This is a genomic window from Clostridium sp., assembly GCF_036569345.1.
Taxonomy (GTDB): Bacteria; Bacillota; Clostridia; order Clostridiales; family Clostridiaceae; genus Clostridium_AD.
The window spans coordinates 1-13,525 of record NZ_DATCQT010000073.1 but is presented as its reverse complement, the minus strand read 5'-3'; the positions used below and the strand labels follow the sequence as shown (position 1 = coordinate 13,525).

The following is a 13,525-nucleotide window of genomic DNA, read 5'->3' as shown; positions in this document are numbered from 1 at the left end:
CACACTCTCCTTTGTTACCAGTTATACTATCTTTCTTTAAGAAAACTTTCTTTTAACATCTTAATTATATTCTCGTCTTCATCTAAGTTGAATTTTCTTGCATATAGCCTATCACTTTTTATTAAGTTATCATAGTCTTTGATTGTCAAAGTTTTAGGACTACTGCCACCACCTGACCAATCAGTATATCTTAGGTTATTATTAATTACATCATTTTTAAAATGTGAGTTCATAACAATCATTTGAAAAAAGTGTTCATCAGAACATGAGGTATACTCAAACTGCTTCTTAAATTGTGGATTCTCTTCCAAGTACTTTAATATATATATCAAACAATTATAAGTTAATGTAGTCCATGCAGAACCCGAATATAAATTCATGTCTTTAAAATTATTTCTTCTAACTAATAATTTTTGAGGATAACGGATCAGATTGTCTAAAATCCTCATATAAAATTTTCTATTATTTGGATTTTCCCTAAAGAAATTATAACATTTCAATCTCCAGAAATAACCTTTAATATCTCTATATTCCATAAACTCTTTACCCTGATTTTTGGTAAGAAAATTTCTAATATAATCATTTGATTTTATAGGGTAATCTTGTCCGCTTATAAAACTTATGTAATCATATTTTTTACCAGTATCTTTAACCATATTCATTAATTTTAGAGTTGCTCTAACCATGCTATATGCTGACCAGTTTACACTTTCTCTATCCTTAACAAAATACACACTGGTATTATTTAAATATAGCTTATATAAATCTAAATATAATTGTTCATTTTTCTTATCTATATGTAAAAAAATGTCCGTATCCTTATCTGAAAGTTGATTAATTAGACTTATCAATTGTTTTTCGCCTTTATGAGTTTGTATTATATAGGCTAATTTCATAATACCCCTTCTTCCACTTATAATTATCTCATTCTATTTTAGGTTCATTTTCAAATGATAAATACGTAACTAATATATATAGAAATATAGGATTTCCCCTAATACTAAATATAAAGGTATTTGTTGACGCATAAATAAATAATGTTGCTACTACAAAAATCATATATTTATCTTTCATATTTGCAAAATACATAGTTGTAACCCCAATAATGATAATAAACATTGGTATTCCTGCAAACTCTAGTAAAAATAAACTATAGTTATGCGGGTTATTTGTTGTTGTTTGATGCACAAAATTAACAAGTGCCTTTCTTCCTAAATTCCATGTACTTAAAGTAGAGTTTGATACTAAACTCCAATACATTTTGAACCATATTCTTGCTCTCCAAGTACTGCTAACATTTAAAATCTCATTTAAATGCACAAATCCAAAACTATATATAAAAATAATTATAAATTGATATAGCCATATCATACTACCATATGTGGCTTTAGCTACTTTGTTATTACTGAAAGGTAGAATTAGAAGAGCTCCTACAATACTTAAAATGGGAGCAAAGCTTGAAGTCCATACCAATATTATTACACTCAAGGTAATAAAAAAACGTCTGTTTTTAGTTTTATTAAGAACTATGTTGCTAATGAGTACTAGTGAATAAAATATATCTGCACCCGCTGGAGTGCCTTCTATTCCTAAGAATCTATATAATAAATGCGGGAAAAATTTATTTGTTATTAATCTGTCATTATACAAAGATAGAAAACTTAGCGGTGTATAATTCAACACAAGGGATACTAAAAGGTATACAATGGCCGTTTTATTAATTAAGGATAAAACCTGACTTTTTGTAAACTTAAGTTCCTTTATAATTATAAATGATATTATGCAGTATACAATATGTACACTAAAATTTCTTATAATTAAAGTATTAAATACAACATACAAACCAAATGCGATTAGAAAGTATCTTGGTGGAAGTTTAAATTTATGATTTTTTATAAACAAATAAAGAAATGCAAGTAAGTACATAACCAATATAGAGGCCCTTACATAACTTACAAAATAAACATTTAAATTACTGAGGAAATAGAAAACAAAATGAACCCAATAAAATATTTCTTTTTTATTACATGAATCAACCCAATCAATAACTTTTTCTTTCATACATCATCTTCCTTACTTTACGTGTATATTATTTAACACGTTTTATATATTAATTAATAAATGAGTTCAAAAACTCCGAATTATCTTCAATTTGCTGTTGCAAGTCATTGATTTCTTCATTTGTATTAACAGTCTTATCTTTGCCATCTTTATCTGAAATATTTTCATCTTCAAAATTTGTTTCATTAAATTTTATTATGGAAAGTAACTCATCTTTATTCATGGCAACCTTTATTCCATTTGTTTTGAATAATTCTAATATTTCTTTATATTGCAAAAACCTAGATGCAAAATAAGGCAAACTAATACAGTTGAACTTAAAAGTTGCTAAATTTAAAAGTGCTGATGATAACGGACTGATAATATAATCAAATTTGTTTGTGAAGCACAAAAGTTCTACCGGTATTGATTGATCTTCGATAACTTTTATGTTCTTAAACTTATCTAAATATATCCTTATATCATCTAAAGTTTCATTTGCGGGATGCATTTTAAAGAAAATCTCTATATTATACTCAGATAAAACTTCAAAAAGCTGCATTGTACTCTTAATCGAATTATCCTTATCAGCATTATTTAAAAAATATGTTGGACTAGAAATATATAGGCACTTTTTTTTATTAGAATCTAACTTTTCAGATTTAATTTTTAAAGTTTCTAATATGTTTAAATAATCCAATTTAGGCATTGAATAAACTTTTCGAGATTTCGCCTTTACCTTTTCTGGATAGTTAGCATAAATTTTTTTAGTTCTCGAATGTTCTCCCATAGAACAATTTTCAAAATTCCATCCATATGTTACTTTTCTAAATAATTTTCTAATACCTGAGGATTCCACAACACTGTTTTTACAATATAAAGCCGTACCCTCATCCATAACTATGCAATTTTGGGTTACATCTTTATACTTAAAAGCTACATCCTGAAAAATTTTCCAGTTATCGCTAAATGTTATGATTCCATCAACCTTAGGATTATTTAAATATAAGGTGTTAATTTTAGACTTAATCTTTATATTATTATGTAAGACATTTCCTATATTAAGTATACTTTTTTCTAAAAATAGATTAAGTGAATAATATTTCTCGTCGAATATTTTTTCATAATTGAAAAGATCATCCCAAAATTCGTCTGTAGAATTTGATATATAACCTATGCATTTAGCATCTGGATACTTACTCTTAATTACTTGAATAATATTGTAAGATGATATAACATGATATGGTCTAAATACGATAAAAATAAAGGTCATAAAATCATCCTTTCCCTGTAATGGTCAAGCAATATTGTAATAAACTTGCGCTTTACTTGGCTATACCTTGCTTGGTTACACCTTAGACCTAAGCATTTTCAAATATAATATTTTTCTAATTTTGTTTGGTATTAATAGACGCGTAACGAATCTAATTGAATTGTTATAAAGATATTCATTTACATTTATTATTTTGTTTTTTAACATATAATCAAATAAATGTTTTTGAGTGACAAAGTATTTCCACCCACCTCGACGCATGTATGTATCATTTGTTGTCCTCATTTTTAATAAAGGCTCATCTATATTTTCAAATGTAGAGTTCTTTTGCATCATTCTTATCCATAAATACCAATCTTCATTTAAAAACCAATGCTGATAACTACCAACTTTTAAAACATCACTTTTTTTAAACATTACACTAGGGTGATTAAAAGGGTTTCTAAATTTCATTTTCTCTTTAATATCCTTATCACTAGTCTTAACACCTTTATAAGCAATGCTAACGCTAGGGTCATCTATAAACTCAGATACTGCAGTTCCTACTACACTAAGATTTTCATTACACTTAAAACTTTCTAGTTGTCTTTCGCATCTATTGTTAACTGATAAATCATCAGAATCCATACGTGCTATTAATTCATTATTGCAACTTTTAAGGCCTATATTTAATGCTTCTCCTAAACCTTTATTTACATCTAATGCAATAACTTTAATAATCTCACTATCATGAAATTCACATAGAACATCATCAAGACCTTTGGTTAGCTTTCCATCCTTTACAATTACAATTTCATCAGGCTTTATAGTTTGATCTAACATACTATTTATGCTATCCCTAAAATAATCAGGATTTTCTTTATAATAAACTGACATTAATACTGAATATTTTAATTCTTCCGTACTTTTTAATTTTTCCATACTATCCCTACTTTTTATTAATTTTGATTAGAATATTATGTTACAAATAATTTACTTTTCGTAAACCAAATTTCCGAAAACTTTTTGTACTAAGTTAAAATTTTTGCCAATTAATTTAACTATAAAACCAAGACTTTTAGATAAATACATCTTCTTTCCATTGTCGGTGGCAATTTTTTTAACAAGTAAACTTGTATTTACATACTGCTCATCTTGTGGAAGAAATAATCCCTCTAACTCATCATCTATGTATCCCTTAACATATTCATTTAATTTATCTATATATAACATACTTCTCTGGTTATCAATCATAGGGAATACTGGCAAGCTTAAAGCTAACTTCTCAAGCTTTGCATAATTTCCAGTACAATTAGATCCATAAATCAATGGAGGTCTTAATATTGCAACCTTAAATTTATCATCATTAAGTTTATTAAGCTCAATCTCAGCGAGCAACTTACTCTTACCATAATAAGTTCTTGGATTAGTCTCAGTATTCAGACCTATTACTACATTTTTATCAAGATTACCATCCTCACCATAAACAGCCATTGTACTCATAAATATAAATTGCTTTATTCCTTCACTTTTAGCTTTTTTAGCTACTTCAATAGGTAAATCTTTATTTACTATATCATAAAAACTTTTCATTTCAGGTTTTTCTTTCTTGTGAACTACCGCAGCTACATGGTATATAACATCATATTGAGAGAAATCTTTTTTCTTCCATTCATCGCTTCTTACTGAAATGGCATCTATTGTGTAACCACCTGGCCACTTACTTAGATACTTTTTTAAACTTGTACCAACATAACTATTTTGACCTGTAATTAGAATATTTCTCATTTATTTCCCCCTTTGCGGAGTTATTATTTTTATCTTTCTTTTATGCAATTTAATTTTTATATAAATATTTTCAAAAGTATCTCTACATACAATAGCATATTTATATTTGCATGTAAATCTTTCGTTTTACCTAAATAACTAATACCCTTTGCTAAATCTTATCGAAGCTTTTTTTTTTAGTTACATCATCATCAATGCCTTCTGCCTTTAAAACTTTAAAAACCGTTTTAAATAATATTTTCATATCAAGAGCGAATGATTTATTTTCTTTATAATATACGTCATACTCCGTTTTTTCTCGATCATCATTATTGTCTCGTCCATTAATTTGAGCCCATCCAGTAACCCCTGGAAGTAGTTTATGAACTCCTGCCTCTGTTCTCATCTCATTAAGCTCGAGCTGATTATACAAAGCAGGTCTTGGTCCAACAAAAGTCATATCGCCTTTGAATGTATTAATTAACTGTGGAAGTTCATCGATACTTGTTTTTCTTAAAATTTTTCCGATTGCAGTTATATAACTTTTTGAATTATCTAGTTTATCAGTCGCTACATTAGGAGTTCCAGTTTTCATTGTCCTAAATTTATAGAATTTAAATTGTCTATTATCTTGACCTATTCTCATTTGAGTAAAAAATACTGGTCCTTTTGAATTAAGCTTTATTATTACTGCTAAAATTAAAAATAATGGTGATAATATCACCAATATTAATAAACTAATTATAACATCCAGAAATCTTCCCATTATGTTCCTCCTGTTTTTAAATTATTCTGCTACAGTGGCAACTTCGCTTTCTACTATACTTCTATTGTACGTAGGAACTATTTCTTTTATTTTTGTAATCAATAATTCTACATCATCTTTTTCAATAATTTCAGTAAGTTGTTTTAATCTTTCTTTCATCTCATCTAAATCAGTAAATGTTGGTTTTCCAATAAAAATCTTCTCATGTTTAGTATTTGTAAGTCCTTCTTCGCTCATTAGAAGTTCTTCATAAAGCTTTTCTCCCGGCCGAAGACCTATAACTTCTATTTTTATATCTTCATTCGGAACAAAACCCGATAGTTTTATTAAATCCCAAGCTAAATCATATATCTTAACAGGTTTCCCCATATCAAGCACAAATATTTCTCCGCCTTTAGCATATGCTCCTGCTTGAAGCACTAATTGAGCAGCCTCTGGTATTGTCATAAAGAACCTAGTAATATATTTATTAGTAAGTGTAACTGGACCACCATGTGCTATTTGTTTATTAAATAGGGGTATAACTGACCCATTACTTCCTAATACGTTCCCAAATCTCACTGCTACAAATTGTGTTTTACTTATGCTGTTCATAGATTGTACTATCATTTCACACATTCTTTTAGTAGCACCCATAACATTAGTTGGGTTTACTGCTTTGTCTGTGGATATCATAACGAACCTCTCTGCATTATACTTATGGGCGCAACATGCCACATTGTAAGTACCAAACACGTTGTTTTTTATGGCTTCCATAGGGCTCACTTCCATTAGTGGAACATGTTTATGCGCCGCTGCATGGAAAATTATATTTGGTGAATAAGTTTCAAAGATGCCTTCAAGGCGTCGTACATCTTTAACAGATCCTATCAATACTTTTAAATCTAATTTAGGATATTTATATTGAAGTTCAATTTGCAGATCATAAGCATTATTTTCATATATATCTAATATTATTAATTGCTTTGGATCAAATTTAGTAATTTGACGGCACAATTCAGACCCAATAGAGCCACCACCGCCTGTTACTAATATGACTTTACCAGTAATATAACCTGCTATGCCCTCCATATCAAGTACCACGGCTTTACGGCCCAGTAAGTCTTCAATATCTACTTTTCTAATTTGATTTAATGAAATTTTTCCGTCCATTATTTCATACATGCCTGGAATAATTTCTATCCTACAGTTTGTGACTTTACATATTTCTATAATTTGTTTTTTTTCTTCATCTTCTATGGTTGGAATAGCTATAAGTATAATTTCTATAGCTTTTTCTTTCACTATGGTAGGTATGTCTTTTCTACTTCCAAGAACCTTTACCCCCAAAATGTTGTTCCCTTTTTTGTGATCATCATCATCAATAACAGCTACGGGCCTATATTTACTCTGGTCACTGCTTTTCATTTCTTTAATAACCATAGCTGCAGCAGCTCCTGCACCAATTATCATTACCCTCTTTTTATCACCTTTACTGGCATTCCAATTTAAAATACTTTCGAACCTACCATATACTCTATAGGACATTCTAAACCCACCTATAAAAATAATACTAAAAGCACAGGCTATTACACTTGCACCATAGGCAAAGTTATGTCCAAGAAGTCTAGTTGCTATAATGGTTACAATATTTGCAGTAAGGCAACTACTTATAACTAGCATAAATTCATCTATACTTGCATAACTCCAAAGACTTGCATAAATCCTAAAGAGATAAAAACAAGCTATGTATATAACTGTTATAATTAAAGCTACCGATTTGTAACTGTTGAAATAGAACCCAAAATCCCTATAATTATATCTAAAATAGAAAGCTAACATATATGCCAAGTTTACTAGTACTACATCACTTAGTATTAATATTGGTTTTTCCCATTTTCCTAATGCCTTCATATTAACCACCTCTTATTTAATTTTCCCAAAACACGTAAATTACTATATCCTAGTAGCCCACCAATCTATAATCAATTTAAAGCCTTCATTTCATTTTTAATCATCATCTAGCATGCTGTAATGCTTATTCTATGTATATATATAAATTATATTCATTTTATCTCTTTTCTTAAATGTCATTTAATGAAGTTCAATTCCATTTTAATACATTTATCTTTGTACTCACTGCATTATTAAGTATACCATATTACCTTTAAATAAGTGTTAATATTTTATGAAAGATGTATATTGACAATATATAACTACTTTTTTCGCTATTATGTTTGTTTATACCTTTTGTTAAATATAACCCAATTATACACAACAATCTAGTTATAATCATTACCAATATAGGGATACACTAGAGCATTCGCGGTGTTTACTGAGTGACTTGCAATAAGAGCTCAAAACGAAAATAACATACAAATATATGTCATTTGTATAGTGTAGAAGATTTTATATTAGCAAAAGAAGAATATATCAATACTTTATTACCGACTCGTTGAGAATCTTGATGCTTATAAATATTAATATCTCTTACACTTAGGCTTTTCTTTTCCTTCTTTTTGAAAAGCTAATAGGGCATTAAGTTCCCCCCCTAGTAAGATTATTATAGAAGTTATATATAACCACACCATAAGTACTATTACTCCTCCTATACTGCCATAAATACCGGAGTAGTTGTTATAATTATTTACATAATATGCAAAGCCTAAAGAAGCTATTAACCATCCTAAAGTGCTAACGGTAGCTCCAGGTAATACCTCTCTCCAGGTTAATCTTCTACAAGGGGTAAAATGATATAATGCTGTAAATGTAAGTTCCATTCCAGCTAGAGATACCAAGTATCTTATAATATCCCAGTTTAATATAAAACTACTTGATAGATCCAAATGTGTTGCAATGGTTCTACCTATCATTTGTCCAAATACTACAAATGCTACTGCCACAATAATTGAAACTGCAAGTCCTACCATAAATAATATGGATATAGCTAGAATTTTCCAATAAGGTCTTGTTTCTTCCTCATCGTAGGCTTTGTTTAACCCCTTTATTATAGCTGTGAAACCACTGGAACCCGACCATATTATCCCTATTATGCTTAATGATAATAAATTACCAGTCCTTGCTTTCGACACACTTATAAGCGTGGTATAAATTAAGTCAAAAGCACTCTTAGGCATTATCTGGTGTAAGTATTGTAGTACATCTGTATTTTGTAGATCACTATACCCTAACATGGTAAGTAGGAGTAATAAAAAAGGAAAAAATGATAGCAATAAATAATAAGTAAGCTGAGCTGCTAAAGCAGTAATATCATCATCTATAATCCTTGAAGCAAATTGTTTCGCACATTTTAACATATATTCACCACTTTCTCTAGTTGCATTCAGTATATATAATTGTCCCATAAAGGTCCATCATGTAGTCTGTTCTAAATAGTAGATCATTCGTTAGTTACTTCATTATATACTATTTTTCACTGTCCTACCGGCTTTCACCTTTATTGATTATATATATATCATCATTTAATTTTACTAACATTATAATAGAAGGCTTAATTTACATATCCATAATTTCAAATACGCTTCCAATTAACATATGCAAATTGAGATACTCACGCATTATTTCCTTACTCTGATATAATATGTATTATAGGGAGATATTATTTGTGAACAATTAAATTAACTGATATCTGAATACTTTATAATAGATAAGATTGTATGGATTTATTGTAAAATTCAATAAGTTTAAACACATAGAAAGCATTTATAAACTATAAGGAGTTGATAAAATGAAATTAGCACTTGCTCAATTAGATATTATTTTTGAAGATAAAGTTAAAAATAAAGAAGTTGCGATACAATTTATAAAACAAGCAGTTGATGAGAATGTAAATATGATCTTTTTCCCTGAAATGACCTTAACAGGCTTTTCTATGAATACTTCTTTTGTAGGGGAAAATAATCATGAGACTTTAGAATTTTTTAAGGCAATGAGTTCTAAATTTAATATTCATATAGGATTTGGATATGTAGAAGGAACATCCCACTCCAAAAATAAGTACTCTGTAGTGTCGCCTCGAGTGATTCTTCGAGGCGTGCCTCGAGTGACTCTTCAAGGCGTACCTCGAGTGACTCTTCAAGGTGTACCTGAAGGCGTTGAGCTTGTAAATTACAGTAAAATCCATCCTTTCTCCTTTGGAGATGAAACTAAATTTTATGAAAGTGGAAATGAAATCAACCTTTTCAATGCTTTTGGTTTTACCATTGCCCCTTTTATCTGCTATGATTTACGTTTTCCAGAAATATTTCAGATAGCTTCAAGAACTGCTACTTTAATTACAGTTGCAGCTAACTGGCCTTGCGAGCGCCGTGAACATTGGATTACTCTACTAAAAGCTAGAGCTATAGAAAATCAGTGTTATATTGCTGGAATAAACCGAGTAGGCGAAGGTAATGGATTAAACTACAGTGGTGACTCAATGGTTATAGATCCACTAGGAAATATAATAAGCACCTTTTATAATGAGGAAGGTTTAGTTATTGCTGATATCTGCCAAGATGAGGTAATTAAGATTAGAGAAAAGTTTAGACTTAAAGATGATAGAAAAGAAACTTTATATTGTAACCTGTATTCAGTGTAAACATAAAGAAATTGTCATATGGTTGCACGGAAATCTAGTTTAAAGAAACCGAGTGAGGACGCAGGTTTTTATAATTATATATTTTTAGATAGGAAAAACGTTTGAATTTCTTAACGAAATTTGTTGTTTTTAGTTAAATTCCATGATGCACTAGAGAAATATTATAGTCAGAATTATAATATATTTTCAGACAATTAAAGATTTATCCACAGAATTAAGAAAGTTATCCACTAAAAGAGGATAACTTTCTTAAATTCTTCACTAAATAAACCATATTATGATAATAATACAATATTTATGAAAATTTATTCTATTTTACAGAAAAGTTATCCACAGGCTTAACTTATTACTAAATTAATTCTGCAATATCATTTCTTCTTTTTATTAGTTGTTATTTTAACATTTATTAGATTATCCTTTATTTCTTTAACATGCAAAATTTATAATAATTTGTTGGATAATCTCGACCTTCATTATAACCTCAATAAATTAAAATTTCAAGGCAAAATCGTGAAATTTAAAACACTTTTTTTTGTCAATGAAAAACGTATAAATTATCACTATAATTATCTCTAATATAATCCAATTTCAAGAAAAAAATCAGATTAAATTGTTGACTTTTTAAAAAACTTTATGTGTAAAAAAATATAAAAGAAAATATTTATATTAAGACTAATTTTCAGACAATTAAAAATTTATCCACAATTTAAAGAAAGTTATCCACGAAATGAGGATAACTTTGTCTAATAACATGTTACTTGAGACATGATATGCTAAAAAATACAGTTATTATAAGGATTTATTGAATTTTGTGGTGTAGTTATCCACAGGTCTAAAATAATAAGAGTAAAACATATCTAAATTGGATAAAATTAATGAATATGATTAATTTTGGCGAGTAATGTAGGAGGCATAAATGAAAAATGAGGCTATTTCCGAAAGACAAGCAACTATATTAATAATACTTTTTCTACTTGGAAGTTCTCTTTTATTAGGAAGTGGAGTAGAAGTACTACTACTACAATCATAACTAAATAATTGTTAAAGCTTGCCTTAACAGGATTTTCCCTGATAGAAAATGTGCCCTGTCAGGACACACCACATTTGTTAAAGTACACAAAATTGTGAAATTTAAAATACTCTATAAATGTATCTAAAGAATATAAATATTTGAACTATTAGTATTGCTGGTATCCCTATTACAAACTTATTATGTTTAGTTTTATGCCTAAATAAACGCATACCTAAAAATATGCCCAAAGCACCATAGGCAAAAGCTATTGTGAAAAGAGTGTTTTCTGGGGTTCTCCATTTGCCTGTTTGTGATTTTTTCTTATCTGAGTATATTATAAAAATTCCATATAAATTAATAACTAAAAAATAATATAAAAAATATTTCATGTTTTCTCCTCCGTTTAAATTCTAGTAACTTAATAACTTATGAAGGTTCTGCTAGTAGAACCTTCTACATGCTTTCACCTTCATTATGTTAATAATTTCTAATTAAAAATATTAAATGCATTAAAATTATTCAAAAATCTCATCAAAACCCTTAACCGTAGGCTGCAAGACTCGCCTGACAAACTAAGGACAAATTGTATCTCTCCAGAGTGACTTGCAAATCGAGGCGAAGAAACATTGAAATTCCATCTAAAAATTCTTCTTTTGCCAATATAAAATTCTCGTAAGCTTCCACAGGAAGTGGAAGCTAGCGAACCCGAATCAGGACGCTGAGTGTGAGCGTTAAAGAATTTAATATTTGCAAAAGTCTAGAATTTCTTAACGAATTTCCCGTTTCGAACTCTTATTGCAAGGCACTCTAGAGAACAGTACACTTTTTTACGTATACTCTAGTTTTACTTTGCTTCCACCTTCACCTTGCTGTGCTGGAGTTACTATTAGTTTTATTGGTACTCTATTGCGAAGCTCCTCCACGTGACTTATTATCCCTACAGACAATGTGCTTGAGTGAAGTTTTTCAAGCGAGTTCATTACTACATCTAATAGATCCGTGTCTAGTGTTCCAAATCCTTCATCTAAGAAGAAAAATTCTAGTGGAGCACTGCCTTTCAATTGAATTTGTGAGGAAAGCGCCAGTGCAAGACATAATGAGGTTAAGAAGGTTTCCCCTCCGGATAAGGTGTTGGTTTCACGCCTTGTGCCTCCATTGAAATCATCCCTCATTACAAAAGCTCCATCAGCATCAAGCTCCAATGCATAGCGACCTCTTGTTATATCCTTCAACCGTTTTGAGGCTTCCATAGATATATATTTTAACTGCTTTGTGGCTACATATTCCACAAATCTATTACCTTGGATTAAAGTGTCAAGTTCTCTTAAAAGACTAATCTTATGTTCTACTTCCTTTTTATTCTTTAAAAGGGTTTTAATTTCTTGTATCTTTCTTTCCATTTCCTGAAGCGCCCTAAATTGAGCGCCTATCGCTCCTGTTTTCTCTTCTAAAACTGCTCCAATAACTTCTCTTTTTTCTTTTAGTTCTTCAAAAAGAGTAACATCTATTTCTTTTCCCTGAAGTAAATTTTCTAATCTTCGCAAATTATCTAGGATGCCACGTTTAACTTCTTCATACTGTTTAATTTCCTTTTCTAATAACAACAATGCCTGTCTTGGAATTAAATATAGAGCAGCAACCTCATTAGTTTCAAAATAGTTTTCTTTGAGAGACTCATTTAGTTTTATTTGTCCCTCAGCAAGCATCTTTGAAAGCATCTCTTTTTTGTTTTCTTCACTGATTTTTTGAGTTTGAACGTTTTGCTTTTCTATACTTTCTCTTTCATAAATATCTTTTAAACTAGCCTCTTTGTTAGTTATATCTTTTATTTCATTTCTTACCTTCTCCACTTCAATTATAGGGGTTCGCTCTATTGGAGCGCCCTTAGCCGTCGGAGTGAATCCACAAAGTTCAACTATTTGCACAGTCAAACGATCTATTTCTGCCCTTTTTTCCTTGCCACTGGTTTCTATTTCTGTTTTTGAGTTAGTAAGTTCCCTTAGGGCCTTGTCAATGTCCATTCTTTCCTTTTCAAGAGTTACTAGCTCCACTCGAAGTTTCCTAGCTGTCCCTGTTAGTTTTATAACCTCATTATCTATGACTTTAATT

Annotated in this window: 11 protein-coding genes; 1 reads left to right on the top strand and 10 read right to left on the bottom strand. The window is 29.6% G+C overall.

Annotation, left to right across the window (positions count from 1 at the left end; all coding sequences use genetic code 11):
* Positions 1-26 precede the first annotated feature (26 nt).
* From VIM70_RS07720 to VIM70_RS07685, 8 genes are all read right to left on the bottom strand, one after another.
* Complete coding sequence (locus VIM70_RS07720) at positions 27-896, bottom strand: beta-1,6-N-acetylglucosaminyltransferase (RefSeq protein WP_331945171.1); 870 nt, start codon at positions 894-896, stop codon at positions 27-29.
* A 28-nt stretch (positions 897-924) separates the two neighbouring features.
* A complete protein-coding gene (locus VIM70_RS07715) occupies positions 925-2,061 on the bottom strand; it encodes a hypothetical protein (RefSeq protein WP_331945170.1) in 1,137 nt (378 codons plus the stop codon).
* Positions 2,062-2,110: 49 nt separating this feature from the next.
* Entirely contained in the window at positions 2,111-3,313 is a 1,203-nt protein-coding gene (locus VIM70_RS07710; RefSeq protein ID WP_331945169.1) for a polysialyltransferase family glycosyltransferase, read from the bottom strand.
* A gap of 75 nt (positions 3,314-3,388) precedes the next feature.
* On the bottom strand, positions 3,389-4,234 hold the full coding sequence (locus VIM70_RS07705) for a glycosyltransferase (RefSeq protein ID WP_331945168.1): 846 nt from the start codon (positions 4,232-4,234) through the stop codon (positions 3,389-3,391).
* A gap of 51 nt (positions 4,235-4,285) precedes the next feature.
* Positions 4,286-5,080, bottom strand: coding sequence for an NAD-dependent epimerase/dehydratase family protein (locus VIM70_RS07700; protein ID WP_331945167.1), 795 nt, complete (start codon positions 5,078-5,080; stop codon positions 4,286-4,288).
* 151 nt (positions 5,081-5,231) lie between these two features.
* The gene (locus tag VIM70_RS07695) at positions 5,232-5,825 is read right to left on the bottom strand and encodes a sugar transferase (protein WP_331945166.1); all 594 of its coding nucleotides are present in this window, start codon (positions 5,823-5,825) and stop codon (positions 5,232-5,234) included.
* A gap of 21 nt (positions 5,826-5,846) precedes the next feature.
* The gene (locus VIM70_RS07690) at positions 5,847-7,718 is read right to left on the bottom strand and encodes a nucleoside-diphosphate sugar epimerase/dehydratase (protein WP_331945165.1); all 1,872 of its coding nucleotides are present in this window, start codon (positions 7,716-7,718) and stop codon (positions 5,847-5,849) included.
* A 566-nt stretch (positions 7,719-8,284) separates the two neighbouring features.
* A complete protein-coding gene (locus VIM70_RS07685; RefSeq protein WP_331945164.1) occupies positions 8,285-9,169 on the bottom strand; it encodes a YihY/virulence factor BrkB family protein in 885 nt (294 codons plus the stop codon).
* A 383-nt stretch (positions 9,170-9,552) separates the two neighbouring features.
* Between VIM70_RS07685 and VIM70_RS07680 the strand changes: the two genes are divergently transcribed.
* Complete coding sequence (locus tag VIM70_RS07680) at positions 9,553-10,404, top strand: nitrilase-related carbon-nitrogen hydrolase (RefSeq protein ID WP_331945163.1); 852 nt, start codon at positions 9,553-9,555, stop codon at positions 10,402-10,404.
* Positions 10,405-11,535: 1,131 nt separating this feature from the next.
* Here the strand turns inward: VIM70_RS07680 and VIM70_RS07675 are convergent.
* A complete protein-coding gene (locus VIM70_RS07675; RefSeq protein WP_331945162.1) occupies positions 11,536-11,805 on the bottom strand; it encodes a DUF1294 domain-containing protein in 270 nt (89 codons plus the stop codon).
* Between the two features lie 438 nt (positions 11,806-12,243).
* Positions 12,244-13,525 (bottom strand): SbcC/MukB-like Walker B domain-containing protein (locus VIM70_RS07670; protein WP_331945161.1); only part of this gene is annotated, 1,282 nt, incomplete at its 5' end.